Annotated in this window: 25 protein-coding genes; 9 read left to right on the top strand and 16 right to left on the bottom strand. The window is 68.4% G+C overall.

What is annotated here, in order from left to right:
- Positions 1-134 precede the first annotated feature (134 nt).
- From paoA to rnk, 6 genes are all read left to right on the top strand, one after another.
- The gene (paoA, locus tag BM031_RS05960; RefSeq protein WP_091872382.1) at positions 135-782 is read left to right on the top strand and encodes an aldehyde dehydrogenase iron-sulfur subunit PaoA; all 648 of its coding nucleotides are present in this window, start codon (positions 135-137) and stop codon (positions 780-782) included.
- Positions 779-1,729, top strand: coding sequence for an FAD binding domain-containing protein (locus tag BM031_RS05955; protein WP_091872380.1), 951 nt, complete (start codon positions 779-781; stop codon positions 1,727-1,729). Before paoA ends, BM031_RS05955 begins: the two co-directional genes overlap by 4 nt.
- A 3-nt stretch (positions 1,730-1,732) precedes the next feature.
- Positions 1,733-3,991: a xanthine dehydrogenase family protein molybdopterin-binding subunit gene (locus tag BM031_RS05950; RefSeq protein WP_091872377.1), complete on the top strand. Its 2,259-nt coding sequence runs from the start codon at positions 1,733-1,735 to the stop codon at positions 3,989-3,991.
- A 290-nt stretch (positions 3,992-4,281) separates the two neighbouring features.
- Positions 4,282-5,052, top strand: coding sequence for a hypothetical protein (locus BM031_RS05945; protein WP_143084513.1), 771 nt, complete (start codon positions 4,282-4,284; stop codon positions 5,050-5,052).
- An 86-nt stretch (positions 5,053-5,138) separates the two neighbouring features.
- The gene (locus BM031_RS05940; protein WP_091872371.1) at positions 5,139-6,083 is read left to right on the top strand and encodes a hypothetical protein; all 945 of its coding nucleotides are present in this window, start codon (positions 5,139-5,141) and stop codon (positions 6,081-6,083) included.
- Between the two features lie 324 nt (positions 6,084-6,407).
- Positions 6,408-6,815 (top strand): nucleoside diphosphate kinase regulator, encoded by a 408-nt coding sequence (gene rnk / locus BM031_RS05935; RefSeq protein WP_218147568.1) that lies wholly within the window; start codon positions 6,408-6,410, stop codon positions 6,813-6,815.
- On the opposite strand, the gene BM031_RS05930 is transcribed toward rnk, so the two are convergent.
- The 4 genes from BM031_RS05930 to BM031_RS05915 form a co-directional block, all read right to left on the bottom strand.
- Positions 6,724-7,491 (bottom strand): phosphatase PAP2 family protein, encoded by a 768-nt coding sequence (locus BM031_RS05930; protein WP_229408635.1) that lies wholly within the window; start codon positions 7,489-7,491, stop codon positions 6,724-6,726. The two genes, rnk and BM031_RS05930, sit on opposite strands and share 92 nt — an antisense overlap.
- Positions 7,492-7,507: 16 nt before the next feature.
- Complete coding sequence (locus BM031_RS05925; RefSeq protein WP_091872363.1) at positions 7,508-9,148, bottom strand: phosphoethanolamine transferase; 1,641 nt, start codon at positions 9,146-9,148, stop codon at positions 7,508-7,510.
- Positions 9,149-9,370: 222 nt separating this feature from the next.
- Complete coding sequence (locus BM031_RS05920; RefSeq protein ID WP_091872361.1) at positions 9,371-10,594, bottom strand: sensor histidine kinase; 1,224 nt, start codon at positions 10,592-10,594, stop codon at positions 9,371-9,373.
- A complete protein-coding gene (locus tag BM031_RS05915) occupies positions 10,581-11,270 on the bottom strand; it encodes a response regulator transcription factor (protein ID WP_091872358.1) in 690 nt (229 codons plus the stop codon). The genes BM031_RS05920 and BM031_RS05915 overlap by 14 nt, the downstream gene beginning before the upstream one ends.
- A 148-nt stretch (positions 11,271-11,418) precedes the next feature.
- Here BM031_RS05915 and BM031_RS05910 point away from each other — a divergent pair, with 148 nt between their 5' ends.
- A complete protein-coding gene (locus BM031_RS05910) occupies positions 11,419-11,913 on the top strand; it encodes a nuclear transport factor 2 family protein (RefSeq protein WP_091872356.1) in 495 nt (164 codons plus the stop codon).
- 18 nt (positions 11,914-11,931) lie between these two features.
- Positions 11,932-12,828: a tRNA glutamyl-Q(34) synthetase GluQRS gene (gene gluQRS, locus BM031_RS05905; RefSeq protein WP_091872353.1), complete on the top strand. Its 897-nt coding sequence runs from the start codon at positions 11,932-11,934 to the stop codon at positions 12,826-12,828.
- Between the two features lie 2 nt (positions 12,829-12,830).
- Here the strand turns inward: gluQRS and BM031_RS05900 are convergent, their stop codons facing one another.
- The 8 genes from BM031_RS05900 to BM031_RS05865 form a co-directional block, all read right to left on the bottom strand.
- Positions 12,831-13,253 carry a hypothetical protein gene (locus BM031_RS05900; protein WP_091872350.1) on the bottom strand — a complete coding sequence of 141 codons (423 nt, stop codon included), beginning with the start codon at positions 13,251-13,253 and terminating at the stop codon, positions 12,831-12,833.
- A gap of 273 nt (positions 13,254-13,526) precedes the next feature.
- Entirely contained in the window at positions 13,527-14,120 is a 594-nt protein-coding gene (locus BM031_RS05895; RefSeq protein WP_091872348.1) for a CHRD domain-containing protein, read from the bottom strand.
- 141 nt (positions 14,121-14,261) lie between these two features.
- A complete protein-coding gene (locus tag BM031_RS05890; RefSeq protein ID WP_091872345.1) occupies positions 14,262-14,726 on the bottom strand; it encodes a DUF421 domain-containing protein in 465 nt (154 codons plus the stop codon).
- 83 nt (positions 14,727-14,809) lie between these two features.
- The gene (locus tag BM031_RS05885) at positions 14,810-14,983 is read right to left on the bottom strand and encodes an oxidoreductase-like domain-containing protein (protein ID WP_091872343.1); all 174 of its coding nucleotides are present in this window, start codon (positions 14,981-14,983) and stop codon (positions 14,810-14,812) included.
- Positions 14,984-14,985: 2 nt separating this feature from the next.
- Entirely contained in the window at positions 14,986-15,366 is a 381-nt protein-coding gene (locus BM031_RS05880) for a BlaI/MecI/CopY family transcriptional regulator (RefSeq protein ID WP_091872341.1), read from the bottom strand.
- 53 nt (positions 15,367-15,419) lie between these two features.
- Entirely contained in the window at positions 15,420-15,812 is a 393-nt protein-coding gene (locus BM031_RS25450; RefSeq protein ID WP_177207661.1) for a hypothetical protein, read from the bottom strand.
- Positions 15,813-15,897: 85 nt separating this feature from the next.
- A complete protein-coding gene (locus tag BM031_RS05870; RefSeq protein WP_091872338.1) occupies positions 15,898-16,560 on the bottom strand; it encodes a response regulator in 663 nt (220 codons plus the stop codon).
- Positions 16,557-18,137 (bottom strand): ATP-binding protein, encoded by a 1,581-nt coding sequence (locus tag BM031_RS05865; protein ID WP_502500618.1) that lies wholly within the window; start codon positions 18,135-18,137, stop codon positions 16,557-16,559. The genes BM031_RS05870 and BM031_RS05865 overlap by 4 nt, the downstream gene beginning before the upstream one ends.
- 265 nt (positions 18,138-18,402) lie before the next feature.
- Between BM031_RS05865 and BM031_RS05860 the strand changes: the two genes are divergently transcribed.
- Complete coding sequence (locus tag BM031_RS05860; RefSeq protein ID WP_091872333.1) at positions 18,403-18,762, top strand: KGG domain-containing protein; 360 nt, start codon at positions 18,403-18,405, stop codon at positions 18,760-18,762.
- A gap of 200 nt (positions 18,763-18,962) precedes the next feature.
- Here the strand turns inward: BM031_RS05860 and BM031_RS05855 are convergent, their stop codons facing one another.
- From BM031_RS05855 to BM031_RS05840, 4 genes are read right to left on the bottom strand one after another with little or no spacing between them, the layout of a single operon-like run.
- Positions 18,963-20,306 carry a sulfite reductase subunit alpha gene (locus BM031_RS05855; protein WP_091872331.1) on the bottom strand — a complete coding sequence of 448 codons (1,344 nt, stop codon included), beginning with the start codon at positions 20,304-20,306 and terminating at the stop codon, positions 18,963-18,965.
- On the bottom strand, positions 20,303-21,307 hold the full coding sequence (locus BM031_RS05850; RefSeq protein WP_091872328.1) for an FAD:protein FMN transferase: 1,005 nt from the start codon (positions 21,305-21,307) through the stop codon (positions 20,303-20,305). The genes BM031_RS05855 and BM031_RS05850 overlap by 4 nt, the downstream gene beginning before the upstream one ends.
- Positions 21,308-21,321: 14 nt before the next feature.
- Positions 21,322-22,137: a DUF4198 domain-containing protein gene (locus BM031_RS05845; RefSeq protein WP_091872325.1), complete on the bottom strand. Its 816-nt coding sequence runs from the start codon at positions 22,135-22,137 to the stop codon at positions 21,322-21,324.
- A gap of 18 nt (positions 22,138-22,155) precedes the next feature.
- The gene (locus BM031_RS05840) at positions 22,156-22,659 is read right to left on the bottom strand and encodes a DUF2271 domain-containing protein (protein WP_091872323.1); all 504 of its coding nucleotides are present in this window, start codon (positions 22,657-22,659) and stop codon (positions 22,156-22,158) included.
- Between the last annotated feature and the right edge of the window lie 45 nt (positions 22,660-22,704).

Below are 22,704 nucleotides of genomic sequence, written 5' to 3'. Positions count from 1 at the left end.
GGCAAGCCCATGAAACGAAACGCACGCCCCCGAATTTAGAAACGCGCTATGTTCTTGCCTGTGTTGTAACGCGCGTTTCCGTCAAATCCTGCAGCGCATGTCAAATCTTGCACCTGCACAAGAAAGGAAGAACGATGTCCGACTTCGATCCAAACAGGCGGCAACTGCTCAAGGCCTCGACCGTCGCGGTCGGTGGTGTTGCCGTTGTCTCGCAGCTCGCGCCGCAGGCCGAGGCTGCAGTCCCGAAGGCCACGGCGCCGACCGCGCCGACCACCATGAGCATCCGCCTGAAGGTCAACGGCATCGAGCGCCAGCTCAACGTCGACCCGCGCACCACGCTGCTCGACGCGCTGCGCGACCGGCTGCACCTCACCGGCAGCAAGAAGGGCTGCGACCAGGGCCAGTGCGGCGCCTGCACGGTCCTGATCGACGGCCGCCGCACCACGTCCTGCCTCACGCTGGCGGTGATGCAGGAAGGCCACGAGGTCACCACCATCGAAGGCCTCGGCACCCCGAACAACCTGCACCCGCTGCAGGCCGCCTTCATCAAGCACGACGGCTTCCAGTGCGGCTTCTGTACACCGGGTCAGATCTGTTCGGCCGTCGGCATGCTCGACGAGATGCGCGCCGGCGCACCCAGCCACGTGACGGGCGACCTGAATGCCAAGGTGCAGGCCAGCCCGCTGGAATTCCGTGAACGCATGAGCGGCAATATCTGCCGCTGCGGCGCCTATTCCAACATCCAGGAAGCGATCGCCGAGGTAGCGGGAGTCAAAGCATGAAGGCCTTTACTTATGAGCGCGCCAAGTCGCCGGCCGAAGCCGCCGATGCGGCCGCAAAAAACCCGAATGCGCGCTTCGTCGCCGGCGGCACCAATTTGCTCGACCTGATGAAGCTGCAGATCGAAACGCCGTCCCACCTCATCGACGTCAACGACCTCGCGCTCGACCGCATCGAGGCGCTGCCGAACGGCGGCCTGCGTATCGGCGCGCTGGTGCGCAATTCCGACCTGGCGGCCGACGGACGCATCCGGCGCGACTACGCCGTGCTCACGCGCGCGCTGGTGGCGGGCGCTTCGGGCCAGCTGCGCAACCAGGCCACCACCGCCGGCAACCTGCTGCAGCGCACCCGCTGTCCCTACTTCTACGACACCAACCAGCCCTGCAACAAGCGCAAGCCGGGCAGCGGCTGCAGCGCCATCGGCGGCTTTACCCGCCTGCACGCCATCGTCGGCCAGAGCGATGCCTGCATCGCCACCCACCCGAGCGACATGGCGGTGGCCATGCGGGTGCTGGACGCGCAGGTGGAAACCGTGTCGCCGGGCGGCGCCACGCGCGTGATCCCGATCGCCGACTTCCACCGCCTGCCGGGCAACACGCCGCACCTCGACCACAACCTGAAACCGGGTGAGCTGATCACGGCGGTGACGCTGCCGGCGCCGGTCGGCGGGTTCCAGAGCTACCGCAAGGTGCGCGACCGCGCCTCGTATGCGTTCGCGCTGGTGTCGGTAGCGGCCATCGTGCAGCGTGACGGCAGCGGGCGCGTTGCGCTCGGCGGCGTCGCCCACAAGCCGTGGCGGGTCGAGTCGGCCGAAGGCGCGATGCCGCGCGGCGCACAGGCAGTGGCAACAAGCCTGCTCGCGGGCGCCCGCACGACCGAAGAGAATGCGTTCAAGGTGCCGCTCGTCGAGCGCACGCTGGCCGCCATCATCGCTGAAGCCAAAGGGTAAGCCATGAAATTCAACGAACCAGCCACTACCAACCCGATCGACCAGCTCAAGGTGGTCGGCCAGCCGGTCGACCGCGTCGACGGCCCGCTCAAGACCACCGGCACGGCGCCGTACGCTATGGACCGCCACGACGTGGTGCCGAACCAGGCGCACGGCTACATCATCGGCTCGGCTATCCCGAAAGGCCGCATCGTCTCGATGGACCTGTCGGCCGCCAGGGCCGCGCCGGGCGTGATCGCCATCGTCAATGCCGAAAATGCCGGCAAGCTCGCCAAGGGCAACTTCAACACCGCCAAGCTGCTGGCGGGGCCGCGTGTTGAACACTACCACCAGGCCGTGGCCGTGGTGGTGGCCGAGACCTTCGAGCAGGCGCGCGACGCCGCCCACCTCGTGCGCATCAAGTACGACCGCGACCAGGGTGTATTCGACCTGCACGCGGTCAAAAACAAGGCCACCGCGCCGAAAGGGGAGGCGGCCGAAACCAAGATCGGCAACTTCACCGGCGCCTTTGCGTCGAGCGCGATGCGCCACGACGGCGAGTACACCACCGCGCACGAATCGCACTCCATGATGGAGCCGCACGCCAGCCTGGCCTCCTGGGATGGCGACCGCCTCACGCTGTGGACCTCGAACCAGATGATCGCCTGGAGCAAGGGCGACGTCGCCAAGACGCTCGGCATCCCGAAAGACAAGGTGCACGTCATGTCGCCCTACATCGGCGGCGGCTTCGGCTCCAAGCTGTTCGTGCGCGCCGACGCCATCCTGGCCGCGCTGGGCGCCCGGGCCGCGAAGCGCCCGGTGAAGGTGAGCTTGCCGCGCGCGCTCATCCCCAACAACACCACGCACCGCTCGGCCACCATCCAGCGCGTGCGCATCGGCGCCACGCGCGAAGGCAAGATTACCGCCATCGGCCACGAAAGCTGGTCCGGCAACCTGCCCGAAGGCAGCCCGGAAAACGGCGCCACGCAAACCCGCGCGCTGTACGCGGGCGAGCACCGCATGACCTCCAACCGCGTCGCCGTGATGGACCTGCCGGAAGCGAACGCCATGCGCGCGCCAGGCGAGGCGCCCGGTATGGCGGTGCTGGAGATCGCGATGGACGAGATGGCGGAAAAGCTGGGCATCGACCCGGTGCAGTTCCGCATCCTGAACGACACCCAGGTGGTGCCGGACAATCCGGAAAAGCCGGCCGGCGCCGATCCGCAGTCCAAGGACAAGGAAAAGGCCCCGCACGTGCCACATCCACCGTTCTCCAAGCGCCAGTTCGTCCAGTGCCTGCAGACCGGCGCCCAGCGCTTCGGCTGGGACAAGCGCTCCGCGCAACCGGGCAAGCTGCGCGACGGCCGCTGGCTGGTCGGCATGGGCGTGGCCGCGGCCTTCCGCGACAACCTCCTGATGAAGTCGGCCGCCCGCGTGCGCCTGGACCGCCGCGGCATCCTGACGGTGGAAACCGACATGACCGACATCGGCACCGGCAGCTACACCATCCTGGCGCAGACGGCCAGCGAGATGATGGGCATCCCGATCGAGCGCGTGCGCGTGCGCCTGGGCGATTCGAGCTTCCCGGTGTCCTGCGGCTCGGGCGGCCAGTGGGGCGGCAACAACTCGGCGGCCGGCGTCTACGCCGCCTGCATGAAGCTGCGCGCCGCCATCGCGCAACAGGCAGGCCTGGATCCGGAGCGCGCCATCTTCGCCGATGGACTGGTGCGCGTGGGCGAGCGCAGCATCCCGCTGGCGCAGGCGGCCGGCGAGCGCGAGCTGGTGGCCGAAGACACGATCGAATACGGCGACCTCGACAAGCGCTTCCACCAGTCCACTTTCGGCGCCCACTTCGTCGAAGTCGGCGTCGATGCCGCCACCTGCGAAGTACGCGTGCGCCGCATGCTGGCCGTGTGCGCGGCGGGGCGGATCATCAACCCCAAGACCGCGCGCAGCCAGGTGATCGGCGCCATGACCATGGGCGTGGGAGCGGCGCTGATGGAAGAACTGGCGGTCGACACGCGCCTCGGCTACTTCGTCAACCACGACCTGGCCGGGTACGAGGTGCCAGTCCATGCGGACATCCCGCACCAGGAGGTGATCTTCCTGGACGAGACCGACCCTATGTCGTCGCCGATGAAGGCCAAGGGGATTGCGGAACTGGGCATCTGCGGGGTCGCTGCGGCGATTGCGAACGCGGTGTACAACGCGACCGGGGTGAGGGTGAGGGATTATCCGATTACGCTGGATAAGCTCATTACCAAGATGCCGCGGTCGGTGTGAGTGGCAATCCGCGCCAGTAGCAAAACATAGCTGCAATAACCCCGTCGTTCCCGCGAAGGCGGGAACCCAAGTTTGTTTGCGTTTCGATAGCGCACGCAAATTAGGTTCCCGCCTGCGCGGGAACGACGCTTTGGGGGTAACAAAAAAAATGCTTTTATCGCTTGCGAACTGCTCCGGCCTAAAACCCACCGTTTTCATCAATTTCGTCATCGCGGAAATCCGCGCATTTGCACGCCCCTCCATCTGCTACCCTGCGTCCCTATGAACAGCAAAGACCAGCCGCAGTGCACATGAACCGATCAATCCGAACCGGCAGCTTGCTCGCTGCCGCCTTGCTGTATTCAGCACTCACCCACGCCGCCCCCGCCGCCGCAAGCATCGAATGCGGCCTGGGCCCGCCACCGAACGACCCCGGCTTCGCCACCGCCAACGCGCGCAAGGCGGCGGAGGTCAAGCAGCGTGGCTACAACCTCGTCTGCGCCGCCAACCTCGATCGCTACACCGTCCGCATGAAAGACAAGGCGGCCGAAATGAAAGGCCTGGCCTTCCCGCCGGTGGACCTCTCGCGCACGCCCTTCGCCCGCCTGACAGCACTCGGCGCACTGGCGGAAACCGTCGGCGACGTCCCTTCGCGCCTGTACCGAGGCTTTCGCATGCCCGGTGGCCAGGTGCTGACGCTGTTCGAGCACGACATGTCGGCCGACGGCACCAGCGCCTGGCGCGACCCGGCGGATGAACCGGAACGCATCAACAAGCTGCCGGCGCGCCTGGTCGTCCTGCAGGCCCCGTCGGGGCAGGCGGTGTCGGTGCTGTCGTGGTTCGAGAACCGCCGCGGCTACGAGCTGTGGATCGACGCCAACGTGGCCGGCTCGCCTTTGCGCGGCGAGTTGTTTGCGTTAGCCGCCTCGCTGCCGCCCTCGGTCAAGGGCTGCCCGAACGAACCGCCGCCGAAGGTCGTGCGGCGTGGGGCAGATGGTTTTCCTGAGGACGAGCCGGCGCCCAAGTTCATCACCCAGGCACAAGTCGATGCGATGCGCAGCGCCAAGCGTCCTTGCAAATAAGCAGACATCGATTCGCCCTGTGTAACTGTACTTACGCAGGGCGCGCTGCTATCATCCCGCACCGTTACGCCATCAAACCCGATCACATGCTGACAGCGAAGTCCCAGACCCTTTCCCCATCAAGCGTTCGCCGTGTCGACTGGCCCCTGCTGGCGGCCGCCTTTGCGCTGCTGGCCTTCCTGCTGATGGTGTGGCGCTGGGGCGGCACCGTCGCCGATTCGCAAGCCTATTTCGACACCGCGCGCTACCTGCGCGGCGAGATCCCGGCCAGCGAGCTTGTCGCGCCTTTCCCTTACCGCTTGCTGGTGCCTGCGGTGGCATCGGTGATCCCGGGCGAGCTGCGCAACGGCTTCGCCATGCTCAACTGGGTGCTGGTCACGGCCGGCGCCTGCCTGATGTCGGCCGCCGCGCTGCGTGCCGGCCTGAGCGAACGCCGAGCGATCGGCGCCGGGCTCCTGATGATCGTGTCGCTGCCGGTGGCCTGGTACGCACCCTACCTGCTGGTCGATCCCGGCTCGGTGTGCGCGCGCGCCGCCTTCGTGCTGGCGCTGCTGTGCGGCCAGCCCTGGCTTGCCGCGCTGGCGGGGCTGGTGGGGACCGCCGTGCGCGAAGAGAACATCCTGCTGCTGGTGTGGCTGGTGGCCATGCGCCGCATCGGCATCCTGCCGGGCCTGGCTTTCCTCGCGGCCGCCGGCGCCTGGATCGTTTCGGTGCGCTGGTTCACGATCACCGGGCTGCCGGGATATACCTGGGCGCCGAGCTGGTGGACCGTCCGGCATGCGCTGGGCGACGTGCGTTCGCTGCTGTCGATCGCGGGCAGCGCATGCATCATCGTGCCGCTGGCGGTGCTGGGCTGGCGCAGCGCGCCGCCGGCCTTGCGGCCGTTCGCGACCCTGCTCGCGCTGATGGCGCTGCCGCCGCTGTATGCGGCCCTGTGCGTGCGCGTCGACGGCCGCGCGGTGTGGGGACTGTACCCGTTCCTGGTGCCCTTTGCGGCGTGCGCCCGCCTGCGATTGACGCCGGCGCGTTGACGGATCCTGCATAAGGGCTATACTGGTCCCTGTCCGTCAGCTTTTAACCCCCATGAACCCACCACGTTCCACATCGCCGCGCACCAGCGCCTGCCAGCAGGGCAGGGGCTTCGCCGCGTCCGTCGAACGTGATTGCGCCGCTGTGTTGCGAGCGGTGCAGCAGTCCTCGCGCAACCTCGCCTGGCTCGCCTGGGCTCGGTGAGGACCGTTCCGCGCTGTACTCCGTCCTCCCGAGCCTCACCCCTTCCCTTTGATTTGCCGGCCGTGCTTCCACGGCCGTTACCAATCCGCCCGCCAGGCTGCGGGCACAATCAGGAGTGAATGATGAAACCGACTATCCTCGTCTCATGGCTGGATATGGACCGCCTCGACCGCATGCTCGATTCCCTGCCGTCCGCGCAGGCCGGCGCGCGCGATGCGCTACTCGATGAACTGGGCCGCGCGTCGCTGGCCGAACCGTGGGAAATGCCGCCGAATGTCGTCACGATGAATTCGCGCGTGTGCTTTTCCTTTGCCGATTCGCCGCAACGGGTGACCATGACCCTGACCTACCCGAAGGACATGAACGGCGGCGCCGAGCAGTTGTCGATCCTGACCCCGGTCGGCACCGCGCTGCTGGGCCTGAAGGTAGGCGATGCGATCAGCTGGGAGCGGCCGGATGGCGGCCAGTTCGAGGTGCAGGTGCACGGCGTCGAGTACCAGCCGGAACGCGAAGGCGTGTACCACCGCTAGGCTGCAGTAGCAGCACCAGCGCAGCGACGATGGCGCACGCGATCCAGGCCGACCACAGGGTATGGGTCAGGAAGTGCGCGCCGCGCAGTTGCTGCATCCATCCCACCGCGCACCCGACCGCCAGCGCTGCGCCGGCGCCGCGCCAGGCCTTGCCCGGCTGCCCGGGCAGCCACAGCACCACCAGCGACACCAGCCACAACGCGCTGGAGGCGTGGCCGGCCGGCAGGCAGTGGCCGGGCAGGGCGCCGGCGGGCAGCGCTTCGAACAGCCGCGTGTAGGGCTGCACGCCGCCGTAGCGCGCCAGGTCCCACGGGCAGTGCGCGTCGCTGGACTGCTTGAGCAGGCTGGTGGCAAGCGGCACCAGCACCGCCGACCAGGCGACAATGCGCAGCCGCAGCCTTGCCAGCGGCCGTTCGAACGGCGCCTGCGGCCAGAACCCGTCCACGATCGCCGCCGCGATGATGCAGCCCGCCAGGACGGTCAGCGCGAGCTTGAGGATACGGTGGTTGAAGGTCGCCGCCAGCCACGCCTCGCGCCACGGGAAGACCCCGGCGGCGCGGTCGTACATGGTGTCGGCCAGCAGCAGGTCGATATCGGTGTGGCGTCCCAGCGCGAAGATCAGTAGCGCCGCCATGCCAAGTGCCATGGCGATCCCGACGCCTGCCTTGTTGCTCAACAAGCGCTGCCGGATGTCAGGAATTGCGTACACAGGCATGGAACAGGTCAAGTTTCGGATTCAGGACAGCGGTTTCGACATTGAGCATGCCGAGCACCGAATGGAACACGTTATCGTGCGACAGCGGCTGGTCGCGGCGCGCCTGCAGGCAGGCGCGGTCGATGCGGAAGCGCTGGCTGAAGCCGTCCGACATCCACAGCATCATCGGCACGTGGGTCTGTTCCTTCGGGGCGAACAGGTAGGGCGCGCCGTGCAGGTACATATTGCCTTCGCCGAGCGACTCGCCGTGGTCCGAAAAATAGAACATCGCCGTGTCCACGCCTTCGGCGCGCGCGGTCCCGCGCAGCAGGTCGATGGTTTTTGCCAGGAAGAAGTCGGTGTACAGGATGGTGTTGTCGTAGGCGGCCACGATGGCGTCGCGGCTGCAGCTCTCGAACTCGCTGGTCTCGCACACCGGGCCGAAGCGCCCGAAGCCGTGCGGGTAGCGCTTCGCGTAGGCGGGGCCATGGCTGCCCTTCTGGTGCAGCACGATGACCTGGTCTTTCTTTGCATGTTTAATCAGGTCCGGCAGGCCCTCGAGCAGGCCTTCGTCATGGCATTCGTCGCCGTCGCAATGGCTGTTGCCGCTGCGCGGCGTGGACAGGTCGGTGAAGGCCACGCGGTCGCACACGCCCTTGCAGCCCGAATTATTATCGCGCCACAGCACGCTGAAACCCGCATGCGAGAGCACGTCGAGCAGGCCTTCCTGGTTCTTGGCCCGGGTGTCGTCGTAGCGGTCGTGGCCGAGCGAGGAAAACACGCAGGGCACCGACACCGCGGTGGCCGTGCCGCAGGACTGCACGTTAGCGAAGTTCACCAGGCCCTGTTCGCGTGCAAGCTGTGGATTGGTGTCGCGCGCATAGCCGTTGAGCGAGAAATTGGCGGCGCGCGCGGTCTCGCCGACCACGATCACCGTCACCGTGCGGCGCGCCTGGCCGGCCCAGCGGCTGCCCTTGGCGGCGTCGCGTCCCAGCGGGGCAAGCGGCACCGGCGAACTCCAGCGGTTGCGCAGGTAGCTGTTCATCGCCTGAACCGCGTTGGTCGGCGTGAGCAGGTAGCGCAGTTCGCGGTGCTCGCGCACGGCCGGGGCCAGGCTCTTGAACAGCACCACCAGCAGCAGCGCGGCCACGGCCAGCGAGCCCGCCGCAATACCGGCGCGCTGGCCGATGCCGCGCACGCCGGCCGGAAAGCGCACGTTGGCGCGCGCCACCAGCAGCGCAGGCAGGCCGCCGGTCATCGCCACGAACAGCACCAGGCGCCAGCTCAGCAGCTCGGCCGCCTCGCGCGTGTCGGTTTCGAAAATGCTCTGGATGATCGCCTTGTCGATCACCACGCCGTACTGGTTGATGAACCAGGCCGATGCGGAGGCCGTCAGCAGGAACAGGATCAGCGCGGGCTTGGCCACGAAGCGGAAGCTGAAGGGCGTGAGCAAGCCGTGGAACAGCAGCACGACGATCGCAAAGCTGCCCGCGATCAGAGGCAGGCGCGCAAGCGAGAAACCGCCCACGGCGTGGATGAAGGCGGACCAGAAATTGAGGTTGGCGATGGAGGCCAGCAGCAGCGCTACGGCCAGGACAAGGGTGTTGGCGCTGACGCGCCGGGTGGTCGATGTGTGCACTTCGCGAATCGTTTCAAGGCTCGCAGCAGGGGTTGCTGCGTTAACTGAACGATAGCGGCGGGGGTGTGAACGGCCTGTCAGCCGGGCGTTAAGCTGGCGTGAACGGCTCGAATGGCGCGCACATTGTTTTTATCGCTAACTCTAAGACCGTCGTACCGGCCTTCGCCGGTACGACGACTCAGGGGTTGCGGGACTGCCGTGCGGGAGTGAATGGGTGCGCGCCTATACGGCGAAGCTGATGGTAAACCGGCTGCCCCCGCCTTCACGCGCTTCATAACTGAACCCCGCCCCCAAAAAATCGCAGATCCGCCGCGCCAGCGCCAGGCCGAGCCCAGTGCCGGCCGAGCCGCGCGAGGGACTGCCCTCAATGCTGCCAAGCGTGGCGACGACGGCCGGGGGCAAGCCGGGGCCGGTGTCCTCGACCACCACCTGGCCGGGCAGCACCCTGACCACGACTTCGCCCTGGTCGGTGTACTGGCAGGCGTTGCGCACCAGGTTGCCGATCGCCGCCGCGCACAGCTCGCGCGGCGCGCGCGCCGGCAGCGGCGGGCCATCGAGGAAGCGCAGCGCCACCGGCTTGCCGGCCACCAGCGGGCGGTAGCGTTCCACTTCTTCTTCCGCGACCTGGTCGACCGCCACCGGCGCCAGCGCGCCCAGTTCAGGCGCGCGCGCCAGCAGCAGCAGCACGGTGACGCATTCGGCGGCTTCGTGGGCGGCGCGGTAGATGCGCTCGGCCGGTGCGCGCACGGCGGGCGGGGCGCCGTCCTGCATCAGGATCTCGGCCGCGCCCATGATGACGGTGAGCGGGCTGCGCAGCTCATGACTGACGTCGCCGGTGAAGTAGCGTTCGCGGTCGAGGAAGGTGCGCAGTTCGGCGGTGTGGGCCTCGAGGGCGCGCGCCAGCACGCCCAGCTCGTCCTTGCGTCCGGTGAGGGCGGGCGGCGCGCTGTCGTTGCCGACCGCCTGGGCCAGTTCCTGGATCGGCGTGACCACGCGCGTGGCCAGGAAGCGCCCCAGCAGGGTGGCCAGCAGCAGGAAGCCGGCGAAGACGGTGGCGAACATCGAGTACACCACCAGCTCGATCTTGTCGTAGTCGCTCTCGTGGTCCACCAGCACCCAGCCGCCGAGCGTGTCGTGCCCGGCCAGCACGTGCAGGCGGGTGGCGCCGACGTCGACCTTGTGCACGCCGTCGGGCAGGCCGCGCAGCGGCGTCGGAATGTCCGCGTTGCGCTGGAAGCGCAGGCCGGCCGGCATGTCGATATCGAGCCCGGCCGCCTGGCGCGGCGCGGCCCAGGCCACGGTCGCTTCCAGCCGCTTGTCCACCAGCTGCACTTCGATGCCTTCGACCGCCAGCGCCGCCACGATGGCGAAGAAACCGGACGCCCCGATGCCGAACAGCAGGAAGGCGACGACGATGCGGCGCTTGAGCGAATCAGCGCTGCGCATCGGGCGCGACCAGCTTGTAGCCGACGCCGGCAACCGTTTGCAGCATGGGGGTGGCGAAAGGCTTGTCGATGGCCTGGCGCAGCGCATGGATGTGGGTGCGCAGGGCGTCGCTGTCGGGCCGGTCTTCGCCCCACACCGCCTGTTCCAGCGCATCGCGCGAGACGATGCGCGGCGCGGCCGCGAGCAGGCAGCGCAGCAGCGTGTAGCCGGTCTTGGTCAGGTTGACAGGCACGCCGGCGCGCGAGGCTTCCTGGGTATCGGGATCGAAACTCAGTTCGCCGAAGCGCATGGTGGCATGCAGCGCATGGGTGGCGGCCGAGCGCCGCACCAGCGCCTTGAGCCGCACTTCGAGCTCCACCAGCGAAAAGGGCTTGACCAGGTAGTCGTCGGCGCCGCTGTCGAAGCCGGCCACTTTGTCGGGCAGGCTGTCGCGCGCGGTGAGCATGAGCACCGGCGTGGACTTGCCGAGCTCCGTGCGCAGTTTCTGGCACAGTTCGAGGCCGTTCAGGCCCGGCAGCATGATGTCGAGGACGATCACGTCGTAGTCGTTCTCGGAGGCGAGCGCCAGGCCGCCGTAGCCGTTGCGGGCGGAGTCGAGCTGGTGGCCCTTCGGTTCCAGGAAACCGTAGAGATTGGCCAGGATGTCGGGGTGGTCTTCGACGATGAGGATGCGCATCCGTCTATTCTAAGTTGTTATGGGCGAAATGCCTCCGTCTGAAGGATAGCGCGCATCGCGTTAAGAACGCGTTAAGCTTGGCAAGGCGGCGCGGCTTGCATTATTGTGAGCGCTTGCAGCCCGCCTGCGCCTGTCAATGAAAGAGACCATGAAACGCTTCCTTGCCGCCACCGTTCTGTTCCTGGGCCTGTTTGGCGCCGCCCACGCCCGCGCCGCCACCGACGCCGCCTTGACGAAACAGGTGAATGCCTTCGTCGACGAGTGGCACGACGACGCCGCCAATGCGCGCATGGCCTACTTCGACAAGATGGCCAAGGACGGCGTGTACATCGGCACCGACCGCACCGAGCTGTGGGTGCGCGACGACTTCAAGGCCTGGGCCAGCAAGTACTTCGAGCGCAAGTCGGCCTGGAGCTTCAAGGCCACGCGCCGCAACGTCTACGCCACGCCCGACAAATCGGTGATCTGGTTCGACGAGCTGCTCGATACGCCGAACATGGGCCCGTGCATGGCCAGTGGCGTGATCCGCAAGACGGCGAAGGGTTTCGAGATCGTCCATTACCAGCTGTCGATGGCGGTGCCGAACGAGGTGGCGGACAAGGTGACCAAGGTGATTGGCGAGCATGCCAAGGCCGCCAAATAACAGCGGCGCGCGACGCACGTGAACGACCCCTACATCGGCCGCTTCGCCCCGTCGCCCACCGGCCCGCTGCACGCCGGCTCGCTGGTGGCGGCGCTGGCCAGCTATCTCGACGCGCGTGCCCACCACGGCAGCTGGCTGGTGCGCATCGAGGACATCGACGAGGGCCGCAGCGTGCCAGGTGCGGCCGAGGGCATCCTGGCGCTGCTCGACCTGCTGGGCATGCATGCCGACGGCGAGATCGTCTGGCAGAGCCGGCGCAAGCACCTGTACCAGGCCGCGGCCGAGCGCATCGCCGAGCATACCTACCCGTGCGGCTGCAACCGGCGCGAGATCGCCGATTCGCGCCTGGGCGTCGCGCCCGACGGCGCGGCGATCTACCCCGGCACCTGCCGCTACGGGCTGGCCGAGGGACGCAGCATGCGCAGCCTGCGCCTGCGCGTGCCCGAACCCGGCTACGACGTGATCAGCTTCAGCGACCGCTTCGCGGGCGAAGTAACGCAGCGCCTCACGCATGACTCGGGCGACTTCGTCCTCAAGCGCGCGGACGGGTTCTGGGCCTACCAGCTGGCAGTGGTGGTGGACGACGCGGAGCAGCATGTGACCGACGTGGTGCGCGGGGCGGACCTGCTCGACTCGACGCCGCGCCAGGTCTTCCTGCAGCGCGTGCTCGGCGTGCCGACGCCGCGCTACCTGCACGTGCCGGTGGTGCGCAACGAGCTTGGCGAAAAGCTGTCGAAGCAGACCGGCGCGCTGGCGGTGGCGCCGGGGGACGAAACCGCTGCGATCGACGCGCTGGTGCAGGCGGCGCGCTTCCTCGGCCTGGCGCTGGAACGGCCGGCATCGCTCGGCGCCTTCTGGGCCGCCGCGATACCGGCATGGAGCGTGCTGCTGGTGGAGAAGGGCGCTGCGCGCTAGCCTCAGCGCTGGGCCAGCGTCGAGGTCATGACCACGCGCTGGGCGAATGCGCCGCCAGGCACGTAGCTCATCTCCATTTCATCGCGCTGGGTGCCGCGGCCAAACTCCATCGTCACATTGCCGTCGCCGGACGCGAATTTGTTGCGCGCTACCTGGACCAGGCGAAGTGGCTGCTGGTCGTCGATAATGGCGTCGATGTGGCGCACGGCGGTATTGACCCTCAGGTACCAGCCGTTCGACATCTCGTAGGCGCCGGCGATGCGCTTTGCCTGGCGCGGTTCGATCCGCATGTCCCTGGCAAGGCCGCTCACTTGCACGGTCGAGAGCGGCGCCGTGTCTGCGGGCGGGTAGGGCAGGTTCTGGGCGCCGGCGCTGGAAACGAGCAGCGCAAGGGAAAGGGGAAGCAGGAGCTGGAGGGGGCGCATGATAATTCCTTCACGAAGCAACAATAGGCCTTCGGGACGCGCTGCGCCCTGCGGGCGCGGTGGGAGCCGTTGGAGAAACCTCCAGTCTAGGGCGGGGCGTGGCGCATGCAAGGACGCAGGCGGGGCCATCACTAAATTGTCGCGGTTCGGGCAAATCCACAACCGCAGGACATGATTCAGATTTGGACAGCTCGCGCCCACGTTGAATCATGATGGAAGAGGCGCACCGCCTGCGTCATGGGTTCGCCGGCGTGCGCCGCAGGACTGTCCGGCTCACCTTTTCGCCACGGCCGGACGCCGGCGCGACATCACGGCCAGGCCCAGCAGCCCGACGCCCAGCATCCCCCAGTGGGCCGGTTCCGGGATCGGCGCCGCCACCAGGAAGCCGCGGATTTCTCCGGCCGGGTACAGCGTGGAATGGATGTTGAGGTAGGCCTGGTTCGACGCGAGCGCAGCGAGCAGCGCCGTGGTGGCCGAGGCCGCGGTGCCGCCGAAGGCCGCCAGGAAGGCCGGGTCGTAGACCGCCGCGTCGGACAGGTCGAAGCTGCGGCTGTAGTCGCCCGCCGTGACCGTGAGGGGGAAATCGGTCAGCCCGATGGCGACCCCGGCCGTGCCGGTGAAGGCTTCGGTGGTGCAGCAATGGATGTGGGCGACGGTGGTGCCGGCCAGCAGGTCGCGGAACGGTACTTCGGCCCGCAAGATGTTGCCGTCGATGTCGAAGGTGGCGATGCTGGAGCCCGGGGACCCGTTGGGAGGCGCTTCGCCGGGTCCGCTGGAGACGGCGCGGTAGAGGTCCTGGGCAGATGCCGCCGGCGCCAGGGCCAGGGTCGATGCAGCGAGTGCTAGTGCGGACAGTACTTTTTTCATGGTAATCCTCCTGATTAGGAAAGAACCAGACAGCACACCCGACCGGGCGCACTGAGGAAAAAAGTAGCACATCAATTTGGCACTGCCCACACCGTACGGGGGATCAAAGTACCCCCGGAACAGGTGCAAGAGTAATGAAAATTATTGCGGCTTGCGCAGGATGGAGATCTGGCCGTCCGCTTCCAGGAAGGCGCGCTTCATTTCCTCGCGCGGGCAGTCGTGCTCGCGCAGGGCTTCTTCGAGGTCGGTCTCGGACAGCCGGCAGCGGCGCACCACCTTGTCGAAGAATTCGCCGTCTCGGCCGATCAGCACGGCGTCGCCGTCCACCAGCTTCTCGAACTTGGCGCTGCGCGAACTGGCCAGCGCGACCAGGGAATTGACCGCCACCAGGGTGGCCGCGGCGACCAGTCCGCCGATCAGCGAGGTATCGCCGCCGACCAGGGAATTCGACACCGCTTCGGACAGGAGCATGACGACCAGCAGGTCGAAGGGCGTGAACTGGCCGACCGTGCGGTGGCCCGACAGGCGCACCATGACCAGCAGCAGCATGTAAACAGCCAGGCCGCGTACAACGAATTCCCACCAGGGAAGATCCATGTCGAACATAGCCGCTCCGTGTGCCAACCGATGAGTTCATTGTAATGAAAACGGCATGACGCTGGATTCTAGCGTGCGCTACAGTGGTGCGTTCAGGCCGGTGCGGACCTGGGAGCATGCGCCGCTTCCCAGGCGGCCAGTTCTTTCTGGTAGCGCTCGAGCGCTTCCTCGTACAGGTCGAACACGCAGGGCGTGCAGCCGCTGCGGCAGCAGTCTTCCAGTTCCGGCGGCACCGGCGGCACGGGACGCTGCAATGGTGCCGGCATGCTCAGTCTTCCTTGCTGAGGATCTGCTGGATTTCCTCGCGTTCTTTCTTGCTGACGTGGCCGCGCAGCGCGGCCAGCACCAGTTCCTTGCCGGAGCCGGAGAAAGCTTTATGGATCAGGTCCTTGATGAGATTGGTCTGCAGGCTGTCCTGCGGCTGGGCCGGCGCGTAGATGTGGGCGCGGGCGCTTTCGTCGCGGCCCAGCAGGCCCTTGGCATGCATCACCTGCAGCAGGCGCAGCACGTTGGCATAGGCCATGTCGGGGCGCGCCTCCAGCGCCGCCTCATGCACCTGGCGGGCGGTGGACGGGCCAAGCTGCCACAGCAGGCGCAGCATTTCCAGTTCGGACGGGGTCGGCTTGGCGGGAGGGTTCGAAGTGCTCATGCTTCTAGAATAAATGATCTAGTCCAGCAAGTCGAGCCGCCCGCATGGCGCCGTCAGTCTTCGCGGTGGTATTCGCGCAGCTGGAACACGGTCTTGCCGCCTTCGCGTTCGCATTCGCCAGCGATGGTTTCGCCTTTGCGCACGACGTAGGTAATGCGCGCGCCATCCTTCTTGCCGGCGCAGGCGGCGTGGGCGGCGGCGGGAATGTCCGGCAGCTCGACCGCCGGCGGTGCGGGTGGTGGCGGTGGTGCCGGTGGCGCCGGCATGGCGCTCATGGCAGGCGCGGCCGGTGGGGCCGGCGGGGCGGGCGGGGCCGGCGGGGCCGGCGGCGGCGGGCACTTGCCCTTCACGGTCGACTCGCACTGGTAATGCACGCCCGCCTGCGCGGAACCGGCTGCCAGGCCGAGCAGGGTTGCGAGGGCCAGCGTGATCGTGATCGTTTTCATGGTGTTCTCCTTGGGCTGCGGCCCGCGCCGTGCGGCAGGCCATGGAGTGCATCGTGCATCCCGAATGTGGAGGAATGATGGAGCGCTACAGGTCGCAGCGGTAGCCCAGCCCGTAGATCGAGCGGATCGCGTCCAGGCCGGGCGCCGCGGCGTCGATCTTGCGCCGCAGGTTCTTGATGTGGCTGTCGATGGCGCGGTCGGTGGCGTCCAGGCTGTCGGCGCGGGCGGCGTCGAGCAGCTGGGCGCGCGCGAACACCTGGCCGGGCCGGCGCGCCAGCGTGGCGAGGATGGCGAATTCGCTCGGCGTGAGCGCGAGCGGCTGGCCGTGGATGCTGATGCGGCGGGCCGCTTCGTCGATGGCCAGCGCGCGGGCGGGCGCCGGCGTGCCGGCGCGGCGCAGGATGGCCTTGATGCGGGCGATGAGCTCGCGCGGGCTGAAGGGCTTGCACAGGTAATCGTCGGCCCCGGCCTCCAGGCCCAGCAGGCGGTCGATCTCTTCCACCCGCGCCGTCACCATCACCACCGGCACCTCGGTGAATTCGCGCAGCGCGCGGCAGACCGAGAGGCCGTCGAGACCGGGCAGCATCAGGTCGAGCACCACCAGCGCCGGCGGGGCGGCGCGGATCGCCGCCAGCGCCTCGGCGCCGTCGCCGACTACCCGCGGTGTATAGCCGGCAGCGCTTGCGTAGTCGGCCATCAGCGCGGCCAGTTCCGGCTCGTCCTCGACGATCATGATGGTGGGGCTCATGCGGCCCCCCGCGCCAGCGGCAGCGACACGGTCACGCGCAGGCCGCCCAGCGGCGAGTGGGCGAAGGCGAGGGCGCCGCCCTGGGCTTCGAGCAGGCGCCGGCACAGCGCCAGGCCCAGGCCCGCGCCGCCATGGGCGCGACTGCGCGAAGCGTCGACGCGGTAGAAGCGTTCGCCCAGGCGCGCCAAGGCGTCATCCGGCACGCCGGGCGCGCTGTCGTCGATGACCAGGTGCAGGCAGGCGGCATCGGCGTGCGCGTGCAGGGCGATGCGCCCGCCCGGCGCGCTGTAGCGCAGGCTGTTCTCGAACAGGTTGTCGAGCACCTGGCGCACGCGGTCGGCGTCGGCCAGCACCGGCTGCGCGGCTGGGGCGTCGCCGAGCTCCAGCGCCAGGCCGGCCGCCTGCAGGCGGTCGGCAAAGCCCTGCGCCTGCGCTGTCACCAAGGGCCACAGGTCGAGCGGCGCGCACTTGCAGTCGAGGGCGCCGACGTCGGCGCGCGCCAGCGCATACAGCTCGTCGATCAGCTTGTTCAGCGCCAGCACCTGGCGCAGCATGGCGTCCAGCGTGTCCGGCGTGGGGCTGCGCACGCCGTCCTGCAGCGCTTCGAGCTGGGCGCGCAGCACGGCCAGCGGGGTGCGCAGCTCGTGCGAGGTATCGGCCACCCACTGGCGGCGCGCGCCCTCGGCGCTGCCCAGCTGTCGGGCCAGCGCGTTGAAGTGGCGCGCCAGCTCGCCCAGTTCGTCGCTGCGGGTATCCGGCAGGCGCACGTCGTAGCGCCCGCCGGCAAGCGCGCGGGCGCCTTCGGCCAGGCGGCCGATCGGCTGGCGGAAGTGGCGCGCCAGCAGCACCGCCGCCAGCGCGCTCAAGGCAAGCGCCGCGGCCACGATCAGCCACAGGCTGCTGCGCAACTGATCCAAAAAGGCGAGCGCCATCGCGTCGCTCGGCCGGTGGCTGCGCGCCACGCCGAGGTAGCCGATGGTAGCGCCGTCCACCGCGATGGCGCGGCGCGCCAGCGGCAGCGTGCCGGGCTGCCGGCCAGCCAGGTAGGCGCCGCTCGCGTCCAGCAGCGTTACCCTTTCATGCAGGTCGTAGGTGACGCCGCCTGCGCGCGGCGCATCGACCGGGGGCGGCGGCAGGGGCATCATGGGCGGCGCCGGCGGCGCCGGCGGGGCCGGGGGCGCGGGCGGGCTTGCAGGGACGGCGCGGGCGAGCGCGGCCACGGGGGCGGCTGGTGCAACCGGTGCGGCAGGCGCGGTGCGTGCCGGCAAGGCTGCCGGCGCCGGCGCCGGCGCGGCCACGGCGCGGTAGCGGCGCTCGTCCTGCAGGCGCGCCAGTTCGCCGGCAATCCAGCTGCGCCGCGCATCCAGGGCCGGCAGGAACTCCCAGCCGCCCTGGGCGCGGTAGCGCGCGGCCAGCGCGCCGGACAGTTCGTCGAGGCGGTCCAGTTCGATGCCGACAGCGTAATCGCCGAAGCTGGCCAGCACGTTCTGGCGCAGCAGGTAAACGGCGCTGGCCGCCACCGCGAGGATGGCCAGCAAAACGGACAAAAACAGCCGATGGCCGATGGAGAATTTCACAATGTCGAGTCAGCGTTGGACTACATGGATACCGAATGCCTGTTCAAATAACAGCATACGAACGTTCATACTATTCCACGTCCTCACGAAAACGCCAAATATTCCACGAAATGTTGCCGCGAGAATGACAGACAAAGCCCGGAGCACGACAAGGCATCGTCCTACAGGGTCATTGCCGTTTCAAGATGGCCTGCTGGGTTCGGCGGCCTTAGGATGGTCTTTCTCATCCACAGGGGTGGGACCGGACACTGAACAGGGGGCAAAGATGGCAACGAATAACCAGGGCAACAAAGGCGGCGGCAACGACGGCGCCAACAAGCAGAGCACCGGGCGCGGCTTCGCTTCGATGGACCCGCAGCGCCAGCGCGAAATCGCCAGCGCCGGTGGCCGCGCGGCCCATGCATCGGGCAACGCGCATGAGTTCACGCCGGAGGAAGCACGCCGGGCAGGGTCGATGAGCCACAAGAATGACGGTAACAGCCAGAACGGGCGGAGCGGGAGCCAGCAGAGCGGAGGGCAGGGCAGTGGCAACGAGGCCGGAAAGCCGGCGGTGAAGGGCGTGCAGGGTGGGACGCCCGAGCAGCATGCGCTGGCTGGGGCGCAGAGTCACAAGAACAAGAAGTAGTCTTCGCTCGATCGTCGCTTACTGCTGATCGATTAGTTAGACTTGAGACCGTCGTCCCGGCGCGGGCCGAAATAATGCCACTGGCATTATTTCGCCCAATTTTGCATGCGCTGTCGAGACGCTGAACTTGGGTTCCGGCCTGCGCCGGAACGACGTGCTGATGGTGCGTGCCACAATCACGCGGCGTCGCTATTCACTCATCAATACACATCACGCCTGTAGCGGCCCTCGGCCGTCAGCGCATCGAGCGCCTGCGCACCCAGCACCTCGGCCAGCGCCTCATGCACCCCGCCCGCCATCCCCTGCAGGCTTCCGCACACATAGATCGCCGCGCCGCGCGCAACCCATGCACGCAAGGTATCGGCCTGCTCGCGCACCAGGTGCTGCACGTAGCGCGGCGTGGCCTGGTCGCGCGAGAAGGCGAGGTCGAGCCGTTCCAGGCAGCCGCAGGCCATCCATTCCTGCAGCTCTTCGCGGCGCAGGAAGTCGTGCGCCGCATGGCGTTCGCCGAACAGCAGCCAGTTGTCGCCGCGGCCCGCGTCGATGCGCGACTTGAGCAGCGCGCGCAAGCCCGCCAGCCCGCTGCCGTTGCCGATGGCGATGAGCGGACGCGCGGCGTTGCCGTTGAGGCGGAAGCGCTGGTGCGCACGCACGCGCATGCGGATCACGTCGCCGTCGCTGCTTGACTCGCACAGCCAGCCGGAAGCGGCGCCCGGACTGCCATCCTCGCGCCGCTGCAGGCGCACCATCAGTTCCAGCCGGCCTTCGCGCGGCAGCGAGGCGATCGAGTATTCGCGCGGATGATCGGGATCGGCCGGCGCGCTCACTTGGGCCAGGTCGCCGGCTTCCCAGTCCGGCAGTACGCCATCGAGCGGCACCAGTGCGAGCTGGTAGAGCGGGGCGCCGGCGCTGCCCGGGTTGGCCAGCACGCGGCTGGCGATGCGCCAGTCGGCGTAGGCCGGCGCTTCCCAGTCCGGCGCGTCGCTGGTGCCGGCCAGGCGGCCGATGTGGTGCTGCCAGTCGCTGAGCGCGGCCGGGTTGCCGCGGTCGACGTCGATGCGCTCGAACAGCGGCGTGGCGCCGTGGGCGGCGAGCCAGCCGTCGAGGGCGCGGCCGAAGCCGCAGTAGTTGGTGTAGCTGCTGTCGCCCAGCGCCAGCACCGCGTAGTGCAGGTGCGAGAGGTCGGGCGCGCCGCCCATGGTGACGCCGGCGAAGCGCGCACCGGAATCGGGCGCGTCGCCTTCGCCGTAGGTGCTGGCAATGAACAGGATGCGCGATGCGCCGGACAGGGCGCCGGCGTCGAGGTCGGACATGCAGGCCGCGCTGGCCGACAGGCCGCCGGTGGCCAGGGTGGCGGCGGTGCGCTCGGCCAGGTATTCGGCGCTGCCGGTCTGGCTGGCGTAGACCACCAGCCAGTCGGCCTTGCCCACGGGCGCCGGACGGCGCGCGGCGCGCGCGCGCCAGATCGCCAGGCACATCGCCAGGTAGCCGCCCGAGAGGGCGAAGGCGCTGCCAAGGCGCAGGGAGTCGATGGTCAGTGTCATTGCAGCAGCTCGCGCCAGGCGTCGGAAACGTGTTCGTGCAGGGCGCCGTCCTGCCGCAGCAGGTAGCGCGCAGCGATGCCGCGCGCGCCGGCAAACGCCAGGCCGGCCTCGGCGCCCATCACGGTGAGCGCGGTGGACAGCGCGTCGGCCGCCATGCAGGTGGTGGCGACCACCGTGCACGAGGCGACGTCATTGGCCACCGGGTGGCCGCTGCGCGGGTCGAGCGTATGCGAGGCGCGGCGCGGCGCATGTTGAAAATAACGGCGGTAGTCGCCCGAGGTGGCGATCGCCAGCCCGTGCAGGGCCACCACCGCCTGAGGTCCGGCGGCGGCATCGGGCACGCCTTCGATCTCGACCCACCACGGCTCGCCGCCCGGCTTCATGCCGGCGCCGCGCAGTTCGCCGCCAACTTCCACCAGGTAGTGGCGCACGCCGTGGCGTTCGAGGCACTGGCCGAGGCGGTCGACGCCGTAGCCCTTGGCGATCGAGGAAAAATCGAGGATGGCGCCGCCCGGTTGCAGCAGGCGGCGGCTGGCGCGGTCGAGCTGCGGCGTGGCCGTCTCGCGGCGCGCCATGACGGCGGCAATCGCTGCTGCCGACGGCGCGTTGAACCCGGTCTGGTCGAAGCGTGCGTCCGGGCCGAAGCCCCACAGGTTGACCAGCGCGCCGGCGGCCGGGTCGTAGGCGCCGGCCGCGTCTTCGTGCACCCGCAGCGCGAAGTCCACCACCTCGTAGAACTGGGCCGGCAGCGCATGCCAGGTGCCGCCGGGCGCGCGGTTGAAGCGCGACAGGAGCGAGCCTTCTTCCCAGTGGCTCATCTGGGCGACGATGTCGCCCAGCTCGCGCTGCAGCGCGGCTTCCAGGTCGGCCGTCACGCCGGCGGGCACCAGCATCTGCGCCGACCAGCCCGTACCCATCGACCGGCCTGCCGCCTTGCGCAGCACGCTGCCGGCAGGCGGCAGGGCCAGGTCGATCTCGAGCGGAACCAGGACGGCGCGCATGCGGCTTTCCCGTCTTATTCCGGCAGCACTTCGAGGGTGGCCGAGTAGGCGTAGCGGCGCGAACCCGGTTCGCCCGGACCCTTGCCCGCTTCGACCGGGAACTTGGCGGTCACCCAGTAGCGGTTCGGCGCCGGCAGGGTGAAGCTGGCTTCGCCCTTGGCATCGGTGTTGATGCGGATTTCGCCGACCGTGCCGCGGTACTTCACGCCGCCCGGCACCAGCGAGAACGGGAAGTTGGCCAGCGGCTTGCCGTCGAGCTGGAAGCGGAACTTCGCGGTTTCGCCGGCGCGCAGGTCGTTCGGGTTGGTGACCGGGACCAGTTCCAGGCCCTGTCCGCTGGCTTTTAGCGCGCCATTCGAGATCGAATGGGCCGACACGAAGGTCTCCATGCGGGTATGCGTGGTCGATTTCTGCACGTCGGTGGCGCCGGCCGGGATCTCCTTGGCCACGCTCTCTTCGGTGCCGCGGAAGCGCTTGGTTTCACCGCCCACTTTGTAGCTGCCCATGACGTTGTTGCTGACCATGGCGATGCGGTAGGTGCCGTCCTTCGGCAGGCGCAAATCGAGCGTCGAGCGCACCTTGCCCAGGATGGCGCCGGTGGCGGGGGTCGTGATGCCGTCCGGGTCGGTGACCGTCACGCCGTCCATGCGCAGCGGCACGTGGTCGAATTCGAACAGGCCTTCCGAGATGGCGCCGTCGATGGTGACCCAGGCTTCTTCTTTTTCGACGAGGGTGGTGCTAGGGAGCATCCAGCCGCGGTGGGCGCTGGCGGCGAACGAGACGCTGGCCAGGGCCAGCGACAGGATGGTCTTCTTGACGAGGTGGTTCATCGTGGTCTCCGGCTGTGCTTATTGGACGGCGATCGCAACGGCGCCGAGTTCTTCCTTGCCGGCGGCGTTGGCCGCCAGCTTGCCCTTGGCCGGCAGCGTGAACGGCACGCGCACGATCTCGCGCCCGCCCGCTTCGCGCGCCGCTTCCACCACCAGCTTGTATTCGCCGGCCGGCAGCTTGTCAGTCGCGCCGGCGAAGTTCAGGGTGTGGCTGCCCACCGCCTTGGTGGCGCCGCTGACGCCGTCCATCGGCAGCTTGACGTCCTTGCCGCCCTTGCGCCACCAGGTGCGCAAGTCCTTGATCCACTTCTCGCCGGCGTTGTCCTTCTTCTTGACGTCGTACAGGACGGCCAGGTTCGAGGCGACCGTCTGGTCGGCCTTCTCGATCCACACCGCCACATAGGGCTTGTGGTACTCGGCCACTTGCAGCTGCGGCAGTTCGAACTTCACGGACAGGTCGGCGGCCATGGCCCAGCCGGATGCGAGCGGCAGGGTCAGTGCGAGCGAGTGGGACAGTTTCATTAGATCGCCTTATATATAATGGGGTGTCTAGAAGGAAAGCTTATA

This window comes from Massilia yuzhufengensis, from assembly GCF_900112225.1.
Taxonomy (GTDB): Bacteria; Pseudomonadota; Gammaproteobacteria; order Burkholderiales; family Burkholderiaceae_D; genus Telluria; species Telluria yuzhufengensis.
The sequence above is the reverse complement of the archived record's forward strand: the minus strand, read 5'-3'. Positions and strand labels throughout refer to the sequence as shown.